This is a genomic window from Streptomyces sp. 7N604 (genome assembly GCF_052245475.1).
Taxonomy (GTDB): domain Bacteria; phylum Actinomycetota; class Actinomycetes; order Streptomycetales; family Streptomycetaceae; genus Streptomyces.
Genome location: NZ_JBQQBX010000039.1, coordinates 26,671 through 43,588 on the forward strand (window position 1 = coordinate 26,671; position 16,918 = coordinate 43,588).

The window sequence follows — 16,918 nt, forward strand, 5'->3', positions numbered from 1 at the left end:
CGGCTCGCGCGGTCCCCGGACCTCGCGCGGTCCCCGAACCCCGCGCGGTCCCCGAACCCCGCGCGGTCCCCGAACCCCGCGCGGTCCCCGAACCCCGCGCGGCCTCCCGACACGTCGCTGCCCCGGCGGATGCTGCGCAAGGTGCGTGTGCGCGGCATCCGCCGGGGCAGCGGAAGTGGTGTGGGCCCTGTGCCTAGCCGACGACCTTCTTCAGGGCGTCGCCGAGCGCGTCGGCCTCGTCCGGTGTCAGCTCGACGACGAGTCGACCGCCGCCTTCGAGCGGAACGCGCATGACGATGCCCCGCCCCTCCTTGGTCACCTCGAGCGGGCCGTCGCCCGTCCGCGGCTTCATGGCCGCCATGCTCGTTCCCCTTCCTGAAACCAGCTCATCGCAGCCGACAACCCAGGTGTCACCGGCATCGAACACATTGCTTCCAGGCCATTATCCCGCATGGCGGGACCCGATGACCAACATCGGTCTGCATCCCTTCTGCAACGCGCTCTCGCAAAACCACCCAATTCGGCGATCCAGCTGCGATACTGCGCGGCCCGCTGCGTCCACACGACGGCCCTTCGTTTGACGCAGGTCACATGTCCGCCGCCGGTGATCTCCGCCATGCTGTCCCGTGACTGCCTGATCACCGAGTTCAGCGCACCGAGCCGCCACGCATCGCTACGAACTCCACGAACCTACGAAGTCCACGAACGCTACGAAGGGGACGACGCAATGGCCGACACCGTGCTCCACGAGGTGACCGACGGACTCGCGACGATCACGCTGAATCGCCCCGACGCGATGAACGCGCTGAACATCGAGACCAAGGTCGCCCTCCGGGACAGCCTGCGGGAGGCCGCTGACGACCCCGCCGTACGAGCGGTCCTGCTCATCGGCAGCGGGCGCGCGTTCTGCGTGGGCCAGGACCTCAAGGAGCACATCGGCCTGCTCGCGGCCGCCCACGAGACGGGCTCGGGGAGCACGATGACGACGGTGCGCGACCACTACAACCCCATCGTCACGGCGATCGCGGAGATGCCGAAGCCGGTGGTGGCAGGCGTCAACGGGGTTGCCGCGGGCGCCGGGGCGGGCTTCGCCTTCGCCGCGGACTACCGGGTCGTCGCGGACACCGCCGCCTTCAACACCTCCTTCGCCGGGGTCGCCCTGACCGCCGACTCGGGCGTCTCCTGGACCCTGCCGCGGCTGATCGGCGCCGGCCGGGCGGCGGACCTGCTGCTCTTCCCGCGCAATGTGAGCGCGCAGGAGGCGCTGGAGCTGGGCATCGCCAACAAGGTCGTCCCGGCGGCCGACCTGGCCGCCGAGGCCACGGCGATCGCGCGCCGCCTCGCCGAGGGGCCGACCGCCGCGTACGCCGCGCTCAAGGCCTCCCTCGCCCACGGAGCCGACCACTCGCTGCGCGAGACCCTGGCCAAGGAGGACGAACTCCAGGTGCGGGCCGGTGCGTCCGAAGACCACCGGATCGCGGTGGAGGCCTTCGTGAAGAAGGAGAAGCCGGTCTTCCTGGGGCGCTAGGTGCGTTGTCCCGGGACGTCGACAGGCTCCGCCCCAAGCTCCTTCGGGGATCTGGTCCGGAGCCCCAGTGCGGGGCCGGCTCAGGGGTGGGTCCGGCGGGAGACGCAGTCCGCCAAGTGATCGTCGACCAGGCCGCAGGCCTGCATCAGCGCGTACGCCGTGGTCGGGCCGACGAAGCGGAAACCGCGCTTCTTGAGGTCCTTGGACAGGGCCGTGGACTCCGGCGTGATCGCGGGGACGTCGGCGAGCGTGCGGGGCGCGGGACGGCCCGCGGGGTCGGGGGCGTACGACCAGATCAGCGCGTCGAGTTCGCCCTCGGCCAGCTCCGCCGCCACGCGCGCGTTGGAGACGGACGCCTCGATCTTCGCCCGGTTCCGGATGATCGAGGTGTCCGCGAGCAGCCGCTCGACGTCGGTCTCGGTGAAGGCGGCGACGGCCGGGATCGAGAAGCCCTTGAAGGCCGTACGGAAGCCCTCGCGACGGCGCAGGATGGTCAGCCAGGACAGCCCGGACTGGAACGCCTCCAGGCACAGCCGCTCGAAGAGCGCGTCGTCGCCGTGCAGCGGACGGCCCCACTCGGTGTCGTGGTACCTCACGTACTCCTCGGCCGAGAGGCCCCACGGGCAGCGCAGGCGGCCGTCGTGTCCCGGCACGGCGCCGGTCTCGGCGCTCACGGGCGGGTCCCTTCGGGGCCGGGCCGCTCGTCCCGCGCCCCGCCCGCCCCGTACGGACCCTGCCCGCCGTACTCGTCGCCGTACTCGCCGTACTCACCGCGCCCGGCGCCGTACTCACCGCGCCCGGCGTCGTACCCACCACGCGGCCCGCCGTATTCGCGGCGGCCGTCCTCCCGGTACTCCCCCTGCCCACCACGATCCTTGAGCAGCGAGGAACCGCCCATGGCGGAAGCCTGGGCGCCCGCGAGGGCCGCCTCCAGCTCGGCGATACGGGCGTCGCGCTCCGCGAGCTCCGCGCCGAGCCTGCCGAGCACGTCGTCGACGTCCGCCATGCGGTAGCCGCGCACGGTCATCGGCAGCCGCAGCGCCTCCACATCGGCGCGGGCGACAGGCCGGTCGGCGGGCAGCGGGTCGTCGAGCCGGTCCGGCTGCGCGTCCGGCAGGGCCACGCCGTCGTCTCCGCCGACCACGATGAGCGTGACCGCGGCGACCACCGCGACGAGCGCGATGAGCAGGAACCAGAACACGACGATCTCCCCGGGGCCGTACCAATCCGTAGCGAACCTGTAGGGACGATCGTGCCACGCCCGGCTGACAGCCGGGCCCGGTCCGCCCCCGCCGGACCTGCCGGGCAGCCCTCGCGAGCAGGCGTTAGGGTCTCTCGCGGGCCGGTCCTCGATCATCGGGCGGCCCGGGAAGGCCCCGAGGAGGTTACGCGTGGCGCTGCGGCTGGGGACGCGCGAGTTCGGTGAGCACGAGCCGGTGATCATGGCGATCGTCAACCGGACGCCGGACTCCTTCTACGACCGGGGCTCGACCTTCCGCGACGAGCCCGCCCTCGCGCGCGTGGAGCAGGCGGTGTCCGAAGGCGCGGCGATCATCGACATCGGCGGCGTCAAGGCAGGCCCCGGCGAGGAGGTGACCGCCGAGGAGGAGACACGCCGTACGGTCGGCTTCGTGGCCGAGGTCCGCAGGCGCTACCCGGACGTGGTGATCAGCATCGACACCTGGCGGCACGAGGTGGGCGCGGCGGCCTGTGAGGCGGGCGCGGACCTGCTCAACGACGCGTGGGGCGGGGTGGACCCCAGGCTGGCCGAGGTCGCCGCCCGTTACGGCGCGGGCCTGGTCTGCACGCACGCGGGCGGTGTCCGGCCGCGCACCCGCCCGCACCGGATCGCGTACGACGACGTGATGGCGGACATCCTGCGGGTCACCACAGGGCTCGCGGAGCGCGCGGCCGGGCTCGGTGTGCGGCGCGACGGCATCCTGATCGACCCGGGGCACGACTTCGGAAAGAACACCCGGCACTCGCTGGAGGCGACCCGCAGGCTGGCCGAGATGACGGCCACCGGCTGGCCGGTGCTGGTGTCGCTGTCGAACAAGGACTTCGTGGGCGAGACCCTCGACCGGCCCGTCAAGGAGCGGCTGACCGGCACGCTCGCGACGACCGCGATCTCGGCCTGGCTGGGCGCGCAGGTCTACCGGGTGCACGAGGTGGCCGAGACCAGGCAGGTGCTCGACATGGTCGCCTCGATCCAGGGCCACCGGCCCCCTGCGGTGGCCCGCCGGGGCCTCGTCTAGGTCAGGCGCCCGCCGCCCCGGACGCCGGGCTCGCGCGACATCCCCAACGCCGGGGCCTCGCGTACGCCGGCGCCGCGCCCCCGGACGCCGGCGTCACAGCGCCCCGGACTCCTTGCTCACCAGAGCCACGGCCTCGTCCACGTCGTCGGTCAGGTGGAACAGGTCCAGGTCGTGCGGACCCGCCTTGCCCTCCGCGACCACCGTGCTGAGCACCCAGTCGACCAGGCCCTTCCAGTAGTCCGTGCCGAACAGGACGATCGGGAACCGGGTCACCTTCTTGGTCTGGACGAGGGTCAGCGCCTCGAACAGCTCGTCCAGCGTGCCGAAGCCGCCGGGCAGCACCACGAAGCCCTGCGCGTACTTCACGAACATCGTCTTGCGGACGAAGAAGTAGCGGAAGTTCACACCGATGTCGACGAAGCGATTGAACCCCTGCTCGTAGGGCAGCTCGATGCCGAGGCCGACCGAGACACCGCCCGCCTCGCATGCGCCGCGGTTCGCCGCCTCCATGGCGCCGGGCCCGCCACCCGTGATCACCCCGAAGCCGCCCGCCACCAGCGCCTTGCCGAGCCGCACTCCGGCCTCGTAGTCGGGTGAGCCCTCCCGGGTGCGTGCAGAGCCGAACACGCTGATCGCGGGCCCGAGTTCGGCGAGCGCGCCGAAGCCCTCGACGAACTCCGACTGGATCCGCATGACCCGCCAGGGATCCTGGTGCACCCAGTCCGACGGCCCCTGGGTGTCCAGCAGCCGCTGGTCGGTCGTGGTGGGCTGCATCTGCCCGCGGCGGCGTACGACAGGGCCCAGCCGCTGCTCGTGCCACGCGCCCGGCTCCCCGTCCGGCCGCTCCGGCTCGCCCTGCCGCTCCGGCTCATCCGGCCGCCGCTCCGGCTCGCCCTGCCGCTCCCGGGCCTCGCGGTCTCCCTCAGCGTTGTTCACGGTGTTCTCCCTCCGCATCGGGCCTCCCCGCCGGCGGGCCTGGCGAGGATCGTTCAGTGCAGGGTACGCACCTGGAGGTGACGAACAGCGGAATTCAGCTGGTCAGCCAGGCGCGCAGGTTCTCCTCCGCCTCCAGGACGGCGGCGACCGCGACATGCTCCTCGCGGGTGTGCGCGAGCTTGGGGTCGCCGGGTCCGTAGTTCACCGCGGGCACGCCGAGGGCCGAGAAGCGGGCCACGTCGGTCCAGCCGTCCTTGGGCGCGGGCTCGGTGCCGATGGCCTCGACGAACGCCGCGGCCGCGGGGTCGGACAGGCCGGGCAGCGCGCCGGGCGCGGAGTCGGTCAGCACCACCTCGAAGCCGTCGAAGACCTCCCGCACGTGGGCGAGCGCCTCCGCCTCACTGCGGTCGGGCGCGAAACGGAAGTTGACGATCACGGCGCAGGCGTCGGGGATGACGTTGCCCGCGTGACCGCCCTCGATCATCACGGCGTTCAGGCCCTCGCGATAGGTGAGGCCGTCGATGTCCACGCGCCGCGGCTCGTACGAGGCGAGGCGGGCGAGCACGGGAGCCGCCTTGTGGATGGCGTTCTCGCCGAGCCAGCTGCGGGCGGAGTGGGCGCGTCGGCCCGTGGTCTCGACGCGGACCCGCAGGGTTCCCTGGCAGCCGCCCTCGACCTTGGTGTCGGTGGGCTCGAGCAGCACGGCGAAGTCGGCCGCAAGCCACTCGGGGTGGTTCTCGGCGAGCCGCTTCAGGCCGTTGAGCTCGGCCTCGACCTCCTCGTGGTCGTAGAAGACGAAGGTGAGGTCGCGGTTGGGCGCGGGCAGGGTGGCGGCGATGCGCAGCTGGACGGCGACCCCGGACTTCATGTCGGAGGTACCGCAGCCCCACAGCACGCCGTGTTCGTCGAGCCGGGAGGGGACGTTGCCGGCGATCGGCACGGTGTCGATGTGCCCGGCGAGGAGGACCCGCTCGGCGCGCCCCAGATCCGTACGGGCCACGACCGCGTCCCCGTCCCGGTGGACGGTCAGGTGCGGCAGCCCGCGCAGGGCCGCCTCGACCGCGTCGGCCAGTGCTTTCTCCTGGCCGCTCTCGGAGCGGAAGTCGACGAGCTGCGCGGTCAGGGCCGCGGCGTCCAGGGACAGATCGAGCGTCGGTTGGTCCATACGGCCGACGATAGCCCGTGACAGCACGGCAGAGTTCCCTGCCGGTACGGTGGGGCCCGTGTCGCACCCGACCTCAACCCGCCGTCGCGGCCGCCTGCTGCGCATCGGCGCAGCCTGTGCCGTACTGCTGGCGCTGGCGGGCTATCTGATCGTGCACTTCTCCAGCAGCGGCCCGAGAGCGCCGGGCTGCACGGTAAGGGGCCCCGGCAAGGACGGCGCCACTTACGAGATGCACCCGGAGCAGGCGGTCAACGCGGCGACGATCGGGGCCGTCGGCTCCTCGCGCGCGCTGCCGGAACGGGCGGTCGCCATCGCGCTCGCCACCTCCATGCAGGAGTCGGGCCTGCGCAACATCGGCTACGGCGACCGGGACTCGCTCGGCCTCTTCCAGCAGCGCCCCTCGCAGGGCTGGGGCAAGGCCAGGCAGATCCGGGACCCGGTCTACGCGACGCGGAAGTTCTACGAGCACCTGGTGAAGGTGCCGGGGTACGAGCGGCTGCCGCTGACCGTGGCCGCGCAGAAGGTACAGCGCAGCGGCTACCCGCAGGCGTACGCCAAGCACGAGCAGGAGGCCTCGCTGCTCGCGTCCGCGCTCACCGGCCGTACACCCGGCGCCTTCAGCTGTACGGCCGCCCTGGCCGGCGGGCGTCCCGGCGACCCGGCGCGCGTGCGGGCCAAACTCATCCGCGAGTTCGGCCCCGACGTGCTGCCCCGGACCCAGTCCGCGGGCCTCGAGCGGACCGCCGCAGCGGGCGGCGGGAAGAGCCGGGCGGGCTCCGACGCGGTGGTGGCTGTCCCGGTGGGCAGGAAGCCGGACCGGGGCGGTCCCGGGCGGCGCGGCTGGGAACTCGCGCACTGGGCAGTGGCCCAGGCCTCCGAGCTGCGCATCGCACAGGTCTCCTACGGGAACCGGGTGTGGAGCGCGGAGGAATCCGGGGAGGGCTGGCGCACGGCGGAGGCTGCGGAGGGAAACTCCGCCGCGTCAAAGGCCCGGGGCTCGGGCACGGTTCTCATCCGAACCGTGCAATAGACCGCTCGTAGACAGCGCAGAGACCGCACATAGACCGGGTCAAAGCCGTCTCGGACCGCGCAATCGTGCGAGCGCCCACCCGATAGCGGGAGCGCGGACCGAATTCCCGCCGTCGAATTCCGACGCTCGCCGCCGCATTCCCCGTTTGCCCCCAACTTCCTTGCAGATCAGGGGGAGTGACGATACATCAGGCCCATACGGGGATTCGCGTTCACCCGTTTTTCTCCAGAGCGGATAATGCGACGCATTACCAACTCTTTACCCCCGTTCGCCGCAACCTTCCCGCTCCTCACGCGGTAGTCACAGCGTCCGCACCGCGGGCATGAGACACCCGACAGAAGCTCAAGCAGAAGCTCAAGCCTCACTCTCCGCCAAAGGAGCACAATGTCCCTCCCCCTCACGCGTCGGATCGCCCGAGCCGCGCTGCTGGTCGCCGCGGGCGCCGCTCCCATCGTCGGCGCGGCCGGCACGGCGAGCGCCGCCGACCTCGCGAGCACCCCCACCCCCACGGGCGGGCTCACCAACCTCGACGGTGCCAGCGTCGGTGGCACCGTCGACGGCGCCGCGCAGCAGTTCGGCAACAGGGCGGGAGACACCGGCAGCCAGGCCGTGAAGTCCTCCCTGCCTCAGGCCGGCAAGACGGTCGGCAACGCGGCCGGCAAGGCGGTCGGCGGGGCGGTCAACAAGACCCCGGTGCCGCAGGTCGGGAAGACCGCCATGCCGGTGGTCAAGCGGGCCTCCGGTCGCGCGGCGGGCGCCTCCCACACGCTCCTCGGCGCCGCCACGAAGGCCACCCCGGCGACGAACGGTCTGGCCGGCGGCAAGACCGGGCTGCCCGGCGGCGCCACGACCCAGGGACGGCCGCTCCAGGGCGGTCTGCCCCTCCAGGGCGGTCTGCCGCTCGGCGGCTGACGCCGAGCGCGTCTGAAGCGCTCGGCGCACTCGGCCCGCTCGGCGCATCCGTCCGTACGCGGGCACATCGGTACGCGAAGGGGCCCGGGGAGTTCCCTTGCTCCCCGGGCCCCTTCGTATCGCCGGGTACAGGTGCGGAACGGTCCGCTCTCCTCAGGCCGCGAGGCGGCGGACCGCCTCCGCCACCCGCTCGTCGGTCGCGGTGAACGCCACGCGCACGAACCGCTCCCCTGCCGAGCCGTAGAAGTCGCCGGGCGCGACGAGGATGCCCCGCTTCGACAGGTCCCCGACCGTGTCCCAGCACGGCTCGTCCCGCGTCGCCCACAGGTAGAGGCTCGCCTCGCTGTGCTCGATGCGGAAGCCGCACCCCTCCAGCGCGGTGCGCAGCGCGGTGCGGCGGGCCCCGTATCGGGCGCGCTGTTCCGCCACGTGCGCGTCGTCGCCCAGCGCCGCGATCGTCGCGGCCTGTACCGGGGCGGGGACCATCATGCCGCCGTGCTTGCGGATCTGGAGCAGCTCGCCGAGCACCGCCGCGTCACCGGCCAGGAAGGCCGCCCGGTAGCCCGCCAGGTTCGAGCGCTTCGAGAGCGAGTGCACCGCGACGATGCCCTCGTACGAGCCGCCGCAGACGTCCGGGTGCAGCACGGACACCGGCTCGGTCTCCCAGCCCAGCTCCAGGTAGCACTCGTCGCTGAACACCAGCACCCCGTGCTCGCGCGCCCAGGCGACCGCGGCCCGCAGCTCGTCCTTCGAGAGCACCCGGCCCGTGGGGTTGGACGGGGAGTTGAGCCACAGCAGCTTCAGACCGGCCGGGTCGAGGTCCAGCGGCTCGTCGTAGACGACCGGCTCGGCGCCCGCGAGCCGCGCGCCCACCTCGTACGTCGGGTAGGCCAGCCGCGGGTACGCGACGCGGTCGGCCGGGCCGAGGCCCAGCTGCGTGGGCAGCCATGCCACCAGCTCCTTCGAGCCGACCACCGGCAGGACGTTGGTGTGCTCCAGGCCCACCGCGCCGAGACGCCGGCCCGCCCAGCGGGTGATCGCGTCGCGCAGCTGCGCGGTGCCCCACACGGTCGGGTAGCCGGGGCTGTCGGACGCGGCCGCCAGCGCGGCCTGGATCAGCTCGGGGACCGGGTCGACGGGGGTGCCCACCGACAGGTCCACGATGCCGTCCGGGTGGGAGGCGGCGGACGCCTTGTAGGGCTCGAGCCGGTCCCACGGGAAGACGGGGAGGCGGGCGGAGACTGCGGGCACGGTGCTCACTTCTCTCGGACAGGGCAGGTGGTGCGGAGGGGGGAGGCGGGAAAACGCCTCGGTCCCGCACGGCCCTGAGCCGTACGGGACCGAGGCGGCGCTGCGCCGGCCGTTGGGGTCCCCCTGGCTGCGCCGGAGGACCCCAGCCCCTGGCTTCGCCGTGGGCGACCCCACCCAGCAGTAGCCGGGGAACCTACGACTTACTGGTTCTGCGGCGGCAGCGCTGCGATGAAGGGGTGGTCGCGCTCGATCAGGCCGAGCTTCGACGCACCGCCGGGGGAGCCGAGCTCGTCGAAGAACTCGACGTTCGCCTTGTAGTAGTCCTTCCACTCCTCCGGCGTGTCATCCTCGTAGAAGATCGCCTCGACGGGGCAGACCGGTTCGCAGGCCCCGCAGTCGACGCACTCGTCCGGGTGGATGTACAAGGACCGGGAGCCCTCGTAAATGCAGTCGACGGGGCACTCCTCGATGCATGCCTTGTCCTTGACGTCGACACAAGGCTGCGCGATGACGTAGGTCACGCTGTCGTTCCTCCTCGGTAGGGCTGGCGGTCCCTTCGCGGCTCCGCCACGGGCGCGCGGGAGCGCGGCGTCGTCGATGCCCGCACCTAGTATCTCCGTTCCGGGGCGCGAGACGAACAGGAGGGGCTGACCGAGCTGTGGATTTCACCGCTGGCGGACGATTCGAGGTCCGGATCACCAGCGCTGACGTGGGCAAAAGGGTATCGGTCCGGCGCTTGACGGAGGCTGGAGCGCCTGGCCAGAAATTCACCGACACGGTCGGTGTGCTCACATCATGGGACAGCGGTGTGCTGTGTATCACACGGCGTGACGGGGCGACCGTCCGCATCGTGGAATCCTCGCTGGTCGCGGGCAAGGTCATCCCCGCCGCACCGGTCCGCAGGAGGGGGCCCGCGGCGAGCTGGGACGAGCTCGACCGGGTCGCCGCCCGCGCCTGGCCGCCGGTCGAGAGCGAGCGGCTCGGGGACTGGGAACTGCGCTGGGCCGGGGGCTTCACCCGGCGTGCCAACTCCGTCCTGCCGATCGGCGACCCCGGCCTGCCGCTGGACGAGGCCCTGGAGCGGGTCACCGCGTGGTACGGCGCGCGCGGCCGCCCCGCGTATATGCAGGTCAGCACGGGGGCGGAGGGCTCGCAGGAACGGCTGGCCGCCGAGCTCGGGGAGCGCGGCTGGACGCGGGAGGTCTCGGCGCTGATCCGGGTCTCGGCGCTCGCGCCCATCGCAGACGCTGCGGCTGGTGCCGGTGCCGGTGCCGGTGGCGGTGGCGGTGCGAGTGCCGGTGGCGGTGGCGGTGCGGGTGCCGGTGCCGACGCCGCTGCGGACACGTCGCGCGTGGTGCTCTCCCGCGGGATCGACGAGGCGTGGCTGGCCCGCTATCAGCGGTCCGTCGAGCCTGCCCCCGAGGTGCTGAAGGTGCTGGGCGGCGGTCCTTCGGTGTGGTTCGCGACCGTGCCGGGCGTTGCGGAAGGCACCCCGCCGGACGCGATCGGGCGCTGCGTGGTCGACGGGCGCTGGGCCGGGTTCACGGCCATCGAGGTCGTCCCGGAACGGCGCCGTCAGGGCCTGGCCACCGCCGTGATGGCCGCGCTCGCCCGCAGGGCCCTGGACGAGGGCGCCTCCGCCGCGTACCTCCAGGTCGAGTCGGACAACGGCGGCGCCGGAGCGCTCTACGACGGCATTAGCTTCACCACGCACCACCTCTACCACCACTTCCGCGCGCCGAAGGGTGAGGGCCGCTGAGCGGGTACCAGGCACGTATGCCCGATATCACCGACAGGCGGCAGCGGTTCGCCGAGGCGGCCCGCGCCGAGCGCCCGGACCTCGCGCTGCTGTGCCTGCTGGTCGCCGCCGAGGCCGAGCCGGAGATCGGCGAGGCCGGGATCGACGACGCACAGATCGAACTCGACCGGCTCGCCGGGCTGTTGCCGTTCCGGCCCGCTGACGGGGCGGCTGGGTGGGCGCGGGCCGTCGCCGACCTGCTCGGCCGGCGCTGCGGCTTCCACGGTTCCCCTGCCGACTACCGGCGCCTGGAGTCGTCGCTGCTGACGCATGTGCTGCGGCGGCGGCGCGGCCTGCCGATCCTGCTGTCGGTGGTGTGGATGGAGGTCGCCCGGCGGGCGGGCGGACCGGTGTACGGGGTGGCGCTGCCCGGTCATTTCGTCGTCGGCTTCGGCGATCCCGCCGCCTCGGACGGGCATGTGCTCGCCGACCCCTTCGACGGGGGGCGGGTGCTCACCGGTGCGGATGCGGAGCTGCTGGTCGTGGGCGCGACGGGGTCGCCGCCGACGCCCGCGATGCTCTCCCCGGCCCCGCCGCTGGAAATCGTCCTGCGGATCCTCAACAACATCCGGGCGTGGGCGGCGGCACGGCCAGAGCGGTCGGATGTGCAGCTGTGGGCCGTGGAGCTGTCGCTGCTGCTGCCGAGCCACCCCGCGCGGCTGCGGTACGAGCACGCACAACTGCTCGTACAGCGCGGGGACTTCAGGGACGGCGCGGCGGAACTGGAGGCGTACGCGGAGGTGATCGCGCCCGTCGACCCGGGCGCGGCCGAGTCCCTCCAGCGCCAGGCGCTCGCCGCGCGGGCCATGCTGAACTGAGCCCCGGGCTACGGGCGGGGCCGCGGGGTTACGGGCTACGGGCGGGCGCGGGCGTAGCGGCCCGGAGTGACGCCGACGATCCGCTTGAAGTGGCGCGTCAGATGGGACTGGTCGTAGAACCCCGCGGCGGCCGCCACCGCACCGGGCGGCTGCCCGTCGAGCAGCAACCGCCGGGCACGATCGACGCGCCGCGTCATCAGATACTGGTGGGGCGCGATGCCGAACTCGCCGGTGAACGCCCGGACCAGGTGCGTCGGGTGGGCGTGCACCAGCTGGGCGGCCTCCGCCAGGGACACTCCGTCAAGCGCCCGCTCATCGAGAAGTTCGCGCATGCGGTGCGCCACGCTCCGGTCGCGCCGCGGCAGCGCCGATGCCGTCGCCGATGCCGTCCCCTTCCGCAGCTGCCTCCGCAGGCGCTGCCGCAGCCGTTCGCCGATCAGAGCGAGCCGGCTCTCCGCCTCCAGCTCATCGCCCCTGAGCCGCAGGGCCGTGTGCAACTGGTGAACCCGGCGGCGCAGCACCGGGTCGCGCAGATCGGGAGTGTCGACCGCAGGACCGATGAGCCGCTCCCCCAGGTACGTCATGTCCAGGTACACCACCCGCTTGCGGAATCCCTGAGGTGTCGCGGCGGAGCCGTTGTGCGGGACGTGCGGCGGCAGCAGGGTCACCACGTCGCTGGGCGTCCCGTGCTCGTGCCGGTCGAGGTCGTAGCGGACCACGCCGTCGTCGACGATCAGCAGCGTCCAGGCGTCGTGGACGTGCATGGGATACGCGTGATCGGTGAATTGGGCGTGGAAGACCTCCGTCACACCCGCCACCCGCGGGCGCCACGCCGAGATCTCCGGCCGGGCCACCATGCAAAGAACGTACAAGACCCCGCCACTGCCCGGTCGGCAGTCTGCGAGGCATGGATCGAGGCATGAATGACGAGCGAGAGCCGATCGGATTCGACACCAAGATCGCCGTCCTGCTGCGCGACGACCTGCTGCCCTGGCAGCGGCTCAATGCGACGGCGTTCCTGGTCAGCGGCGTCGGTACGCTGATCCCCGAAGTGATCGGCGAAGCGTACGAGGATGCCGACGGCACCGGCTATCTGCCGATGTTCCGCCAGCCCGTCCTGGTCTTCGCCGGTACGAGGGAGACGCTGACCGCCGCGCACGCCCGCGCCCTCGGTCGCTCCCTGCCGCTGGCGGTGTTCACCTCCGACCTGTTCACCACGGGCAACGACCGGGACAACCGGGCCGCGGTGCGCGCGGTGCCGAAGGATCAGCTCGACCTGGTCGGCCTGGCCGTGCACGGGCCGCGCAATGCCGTGGACAAGGTCCTCAAGGGGGCCAGGATGCATCCCTGATGCGCGGCGGGTTCCTCCCCTGACCCGCCCTTCCGGGAAGGTGCGGGCCGGGGGGAAACCACCGGACTCGGCCCAGCCGCGGCCTAGCTGGGCTCGAGCGGGATGACGCCGATGCGCTCCGCGGGTGTCTTGCCGCGCAGGGCCTTGGCCAGCGCGGCGGCGACGTCCTCGGGCGAGACCGGCTTCTTGCTGCCGTCGCCCTTCGTGATCAGGACGCCGTCGAAGGTGCTGCCGTACAGCTTCTTGAGCGCCTCGCGGTCGTAGACCTCCACCAGACGGCCGTTCACCGGCTTCACCGAGAGGACCTTCGGCAGCGACTTGTCCGGGCCGAACGGGATCGACTTGCCGCCGGCCTTGATGGTGACCAGGCCGGACATCGCCGGCTCGGCGAACTCCTTCATCTTCCGGTCGATCTCGGCCCGGCTGATCGTCGGCTTCTGCATGCTGACGGGCAGCTCGACGGTCTCGCTCCGGCCGGTCTCGGCCCGCTCCCCGTACGCGTCCTCGACGGCGGCGACGGCCTCTTCCACGTCAACGGCCTTGTGCGTCTTGCCCGGTACGGCGACGGCCTTGCCCGGCACGAACTTGATGGTCCCGTCCTGGTTGCCGCCGACCTCCCCGGAGAGGATCTTCAGCGCGGCCGCCAGCTTCTCCTCGTCGATCTCGATCTCCGGCTCGCCCTCGCGGGCGCCGCCGAAGAGGGAGCCGATCACGGAGACCGGGTTGTAGTCGCGCCCCGCGACACCGCGGACGGTCGCCTCGGTGTCGATGGTCAGGCCCGCGGCGGAGGGCTTGAGCTGCTCCTCCTTGCCGTCGACGGCCACGGTCAGCGGACCGTTGACGCGCCCGCCGAGAACGTCGTCCAGCCTCGCGACGGCGTCCTCCTTCGACAGGCCGCCGATGTCCACGCCGAGGACGGTCGTGCCGTTGGGCACATCCGCGTGATCGAGCAGCAGCCCCGCGCCGTACGCCACGACGGCCACGCCGACGAGCCCGGCTCCGGCGAGGACGAGCTTGGAGCGGCCCTTCTTGCCGGGCGGAGCGGGCGCCGGTGAGCTCGCCGCGGGGGCGGGTGCCGGGCGGGGCTCCGGGGCCTCTCCGATCGGCGGCCCGGGCGGGAAGGCCCGCTCGTCGGCCGCCGGGCTGCCGGGGAACGCGAAGTCGCCGGACGACGGGACCCGAGAAACCCCGCTGACCAGGGTGTCGCCCGAGATGCGTTCGTGTCCATCGGGACCGCCGGGGCTACTGGGGCCGCCGGGACGGGCCGGACCACCTGGGCCGGGAGGACCGCCCGGGCTGCCCGGACCGCCGGGACCTGCCAGGCCGACCGGGAGCTGACCGCCGGAGGCGGGGCCGCCGGGAGCCGCACCGACCGCGCCGATGCCGGAAGCCGGCGGGCGGTGATCACCGTCGGCGGGGGCGGGGGCCTGCGGGGTGAGCCGCGCCGTGTCGCCGCCGAGACCGGGACCTCCAGGGCCCCCGGGACCTCCAGGGCCCTCAGGCCGCCGGAATCCGGGCGGCGGGACCGGCAGGTCTCCGGTCATCGGCCCGGTGGTGGGCCCGGCGGGACCGGCACCGGGCCGCCCGGCGGGGCCGGCGGGGCCTGCACCGGCCGAGGCGGTGGGCCCGGCGGGTCCTGGGCCCGGACCCCTGCCATACGCGGGGGTGGGCCCGGTGCCGGGGTCGCTGGCAGGACGACCGGCGTACGGCCCGGAGTCGGGGCGGCCCGTGCCGTACGCGGGCGTGCCTCCGGTGGACTCACCCGGACCCGCGCCCGGACCCGCGCCATGCCCCGATGCGGGCCCGGCGCCGGATCCGTTCGAGAAGTACGGCATGTCGGAGCGCTTTCGCTCCCCCGCGCCGGGCGGGGCCGGAGCCGCCGGCGGTGTCGGCGCGGATGCCGGCGCCTTGCGCGGCGCGAACCAGTCGCTCGTGGCCTTCGGCTCTTCCCTGCCCTCGCCGCTGCCGCGAGGCCTGGCCTGCTGCTGCTGGTCCTTCGGCGCGGGCACCGAAAGGGTCGGCGACGCCGCGGGAGACGTGCCCGTGGTGGAGGACGTCGGGCCCGTGGCCGCCGCGGCTTCCGCGTCCCCCTCCTCGACCGGCTTGCGCACGACGACCGGCGGGATGGGCCGGGACCCCGGGATGTTGATCCGGATCCGAGTCGTCAGCGTCGTCTCGGTCCTGGGCTCCTCCGGCTTCGGGGCCTCGCCGTCGTCCGCGCCGTTGTCAGCCGCCTTGCTGTTCTCGCGCGCGGCGTCCTGCGGGGGGTGCAGCGACGGGTACTGGCGGGTTCCGTACGGCGGGGTCCCCGAGGGATATGCGGCTCCACCGCGCCCCTGGGGACCGGAGGACGAACTGTCAGTTTCTCGGCTCAAGGCAGGCTCTCCCGGTTAGCTCCGCCGCCCGTCATGACCTCGCTCGGGCGGCTCGGCGGCGCGCTCCACCATACTTGGCAGTGCCGACATCGACCCATGGACGGCCGCAATGCCCACTCCGACGGCGGCTGACCGGCACGGGGAGTTTTGTCACGTCACTTGCCAAGTCGGGCGGCTTGCACGCCCGGTGGTGGCACATGAGGCAGGGTGGCGCACATCACAGCGACCATCATCCCGCCCAGCAGGAAGATGTACGAGCCTGCGCCCGCGCCGAAGACGAAATCTCCTTCAGGACGGGTGGTGGTCAGCAGCAGTACGGCGAGCAGCCAGCCGGCGGCCGCCGCGGCGGCACCGATCCGGGTGCCGAGGGCTTTGACGCCGCCGTAGCAGAGCCCGCCGACGGCGAGCAGCGCGAGCAGCAACCCGCCCGGGAACCAGGCCGCTTGGACGAGTGCGCCCGCCGCGCCGACGAGAACGCCGAGCGCGGCCAGCACCGCGTAACCGGCGAGGCGACCGGCGCTCACCGGTCCGCCCCCGGCGTGGCCGGCCCGGCGATTCCGGCGAAGAGGTCGTCCTCCGGCACCTCGCCGCCCGGTTTGCCCTGGACCAGGCGGTAGAACTCCTCGACGAGGAGCGGCTGTCCGAGGTCGTTCGACAGCGCGAAGAAGGGGCCGTCCACGGCGATCTGGGTGGCGTGGGCGCGCATGGCCGCCGTCTTGGCCGCCGCGTACTCGCGTCCGTCGATCCGGGCCGTCACTTCGGAGTCCTCGACCACACCCGGCAGATCGTCCGCCGTAGCGATCCCGCCGAAGGTCAGATTCGCCTCGCGCAGCCTCGCGAAACCGGCCACCGCGGCCGAACGCGGCAGACAGTTCCAGTAGATCTTGTCGATGGCGTGCGGTTCGCCGAGGTCCCGGCGGTAGGCGGGCTCGGCAGCCAGTTCGGCGGCGCGCATGGCGACGCGGTGGGCCTGGATGTGATCGGGGTGGCCGTAGCCGCCGATCTCGTCGTATGTCACCAGCACCTGCGGCCGTACCTCCCGCACCACCGCGACCAGGTGCGTCGCGGCCTCGTCGACGTCGGCCCGCCAGAAGCAGCCGGGACGGTTGTTCTGCTCGGTGCCCATCATCCCGGAGTCGCGGTAGCGGCCCGGGCCGCCGAGGAAGCGGTGGTCCGTGACGCCGAGCTCGGCCATGGCAGCGGCGAGTTCGCCGACGCGATGAGCGCCCAGCGCGTCCTCGCGGTCGGCGGCGAGATGCGCGAGCCCCGGCGGGATCACCTCGCCCTCCTCGCCGAGCGTGCAGGTCACGAGGGTGACGAGGGTGCCCTCGGCCGCGTACTTGGCCATGGTGGCGCCGTTGTTGATCGTCTCGTCGTCCGGGTGTGCATGCACGAGCAGGAGACGGCGGCCGGGAAGATCGGTCATGGCTACAGCGTACGAGCCAGGGAGCGTACGAGCCGTGGCCGCGGCCCGCCTGGCCGCTGCCGGAGCGGCCTCT

At 73.0% G+C, this 16,918-nt stretch carries 18 protein-coding genes; 7 read left to right on the forward strand and 11 right to left on the reverse strand.

Annotated elements, in window-relative coordinates:
• Positions 1-193: 193 nt before the first annotated feature.
• Complete coding sequence (locus ACTWP8_RS32865; protein WP_003966491.1) at positions 194-361, reverse strand: DUF3117 domain-containing protein; 168 nt, start codon at positions 359-361, stop codon at positions 194-196.
• A 366-nt stretch (positions 362-727) separates the two neighbouring features.
• Between ACTWP8_RS32865 and ACTWP8_RS32870 the strand changes: the two genes are divergently transcribed.
• Complete coding sequence (locus ACTWP8_RS32870; RefSeq protein ID WP_443325731.1) at positions 728-1,528, forward strand: enoyl-CoA hydratase-related protein; 801 nt, start codon at positions 728-730, stop codon at positions 1,526-1,528.
• An 80-nt stretch (positions 1,529-1,608) separates the two neighbouring features.
• Here the strand turns inward: ACTWP8_RS32870 and ACTWP8_RS32875 are convergent, their stop codons facing one another.
• Positions 1,609-2,202: a DNA-3-methyladenine glycosylase I gene (locus ACTWP8_RS32875; protein ID WP_443325732.1), complete on the reverse strand. Its 594-nt coding sequence runs from the start codon at positions 2,200-2,202 to the stop codon at positions 1,609-1,611.
• Positions 2,199-2,729: a DivIVA domain-containing protein gene (locus ACTWP8_RS32880; protein ID WP_443325733.1), complete on the reverse strand. Its 531-nt coding sequence runs from the start codon at positions 2,727-2,729 to the stop codon at positions 2,199-2,201. Before ACTWP8_RS32880 ends, ACTWP8_RS32875 begins: the two co-directional genes overlap by 4 nt.
• A gap of 241 nt (positions 2,730-2,970) precedes the next feature.
• Here ACTWP8_RS32880 and folP point away from each other — a divergent pair, with 241 nt between their 5' ends.
• A complete protein-coding gene (gene folP, locus ACTWP8_RS32885) occupies positions 2,971-3,783 on the forward strand; it encodes a dihydropteroate synthase (protein ID WP_443325765.1) in 813 nt (270 codons plus the stop codon).
• A gap of 93 nt (positions 3,784-3,876) precedes the next feature.
• Here folP and ACTWP8_RS32890 read toward each other — a convergent pair whose 3' ends face one another.
• Both ACTWP8_RS32890 and dapE read right to left on the reverse strand, forming a co-directional pair.
• Entirely contained in the window at positions 3,877-4,719 is an 843-nt protein-coding gene (locus ACTWP8_RS32890) for a TIGR00730 family Rossman fold protein (RefSeq protein WP_443325734.1), read from the reverse strand.
• 94 nt (positions 4,720-4,813) lie between these two features.
• Positions 4,814-5,884 carry a succinyl-diaminopimelate desuccinylase gene (gene dapE / locus ACTWP8_RS32895; protein WP_443317772.1) on the reverse strand — a complete coding sequence of 357 codons (1,071 nt, stop codon included), beginning with the start codon at positions 5,882-5,884 and terminating at the stop codon, positions 4,814-4,816.
• A gap of 49 nt (positions 5,885-5,933) precedes the next feature.
• On the opposite strand from dapE, the gene ACTWP8_RS32900 reads away from it, so the two are divergent.
• Positions 5,934-6,914 carry a hypothetical protein gene (locus tag ACTWP8_RS32900; RefSeq protein WP_443325735.1) on the forward strand — a complete coding sequence of 327 codons (981 nt, stop codon included), beginning with the start codon at positions 5,934-5,936 and terminating at the stop codon, positions 6,912-6,914.
• 384 nt (positions 6,915-7,298) lie between these two features.
• Positions 7,299-7,826 carry an ATP-binding protein gene (locus ACTWP8_RS32905; RefSeq protein ID WP_443325736.1) on the forward strand — a complete coding sequence of 176 codons (528 nt, stop codon included), beginning with the start codon at positions 7,299-7,301 and terminating at the stop codon, positions 7,824-7,826.
• A 153-nt stretch (positions 7,827-7,979) separates the two neighbouring features.
• Here the strand turns inward: ACTWP8_RS32905 and dapC are convergent, their stop codons facing one another.
• Positions 7,980-9,077 carry a succinyldiaminopimelate transaminase gene (gene dapC, locus ACTWP8_RS32910; RefSeq protein ID WP_443325737.1) on the reverse strand — a complete coding sequence of 366 codons (1,098 nt, stop codon included), beginning with the start codon at positions 9,075-9,077 and terminating at the stop codon, positions 7,980-7,982.
• Between the two features lie 200 nt (positions 9,078-9,277).
• The gene (gene fdxA / locus ACTWP8_RS32915; RefSeq protein ID WP_018089397.1) at positions 9,278-9,598 is read right to left on the reverse strand and encodes a ferredoxin; all 321 of its coding nucleotides are present in this window, start codon (positions 9,596-9,598) and stop codon (positions 9,278-9,280) included.
• Between the two features lie 137 nt (positions 9,599-9,735).
• Between fdxA and ACTWP8_RS32920 the strand changes: the two genes are divergently transcribed.
• Together ACTWP8_RS32920 and ACTWP8_RS32925 are read left to right on the forward strand one after the other, a co-directional pair.
• Positions 9,736-10,836 carry a GNAT family N-acetyltransferase gene (locus ACTWP8_RS32920; protein ID WP_443325738.1) on the forward strand — a complete coding sequence of 367 codons (1,101 nt, stop codon included), beginning with the start codon at positions 9,736-9,738 and terminating at the stop codon, positions 10,834-10,836.
• A gap of 17 nt (positions 10,837-10,853) precedes the next feature.
• Positions 10,854-11,693: a transglutaminase-like domain-containing protein gene (locus ACTWP8_RS32925; RefSeq protein ID WP_443325739.1), complete on the forward strand. Its 840-nt coding sequence runs from the start codon at positions 10,854-10,856 to the stop codon at positions 11,691-11,693.
• A gap of 35 nt (positions 11,694-11,728) precedes the next feature.
• Here the strand turns inward: ACTWP8_RS32925 and ACTWP8_RS32930 are convergent, their stop codons facing one another.
• Complete coding sequence (locus ACTWP8_RS32930; RefSeq protein WP_443325740.1) at positions 11,729-12,550, reverse strand: AraC family transcriptional regulator; 822 nt, start codon at positions 12,548-12,550, stop codon at positions 11,729-11,731.
• A gap of 62 nt (positions 12,551-12,612) precedes the next feature.
• On the opposite strand from ACTWP8_RS32930, the gene ACTWP8_RS32935 reads away from it, so the two are divergent.
• Positions 12,613-13,044 (forward strand): DUF2000 family protein, encoded by a 432-nt coding sequence (locus tag ACTWP8_RS32935; protein ID WP_443325741.1) that lies wholly within the window; start codon positions 12,613-12,615, stop codon positions 13,042-13,044.
• 83 nt (positions 13,045-13,127) lie between these two features.
• Here ACTWP8_RS32935 and ACTWP8_RS32940 read toward each other — a convergent pair whose 3' ends face one another.
• The 3 genes from ACTWP8_RS32940 to mshB form a co-directional block, all read right to left on the reverse strand.
• Complete coding sequence (locus tag ACTWP8_RS32940; RefSeq protein WP_443325742.1) at positions 13,128-15,419, reverse strand: hypothetical protein; 2,292 nt, start codon at positions 15,417-15,419, stop codon at positions 13,128-13,130.
• A gap of 155 nt (positions 15,420-15,574) precedes the next feature.
• Positions 15,575-15,943 (reverse strand): DUF6113 family protein, encoded by a 369-nt coding sequence (locus ACTWP8_RS32945; RefSeq protein ID WP_443325743.1) that lies wholly within the window; start codon positions 15,941-15,943, stop codon positions 15,575-15,577.
• Positions 15,940-16,845, reverse strand: coding sequence for an N-acetyl-1-D-myo-inositol-2-amino-2-deoxy-alpha-D-glucopyranoside deacetylase (gene mshB / locus ACTWP8_RS32950; protein ID WP_443325744.1), 906 nt, complete (start codon positions 16,843-16,845; stop codon positions 15,940-15,942). Before mshB ends, ACTWP8_RS32945 begins: the two co-directional genes overlap by 4 nt.
• Between the last annotated feature and the right edge of the window lie 73 nt (positions 16,846-16,918).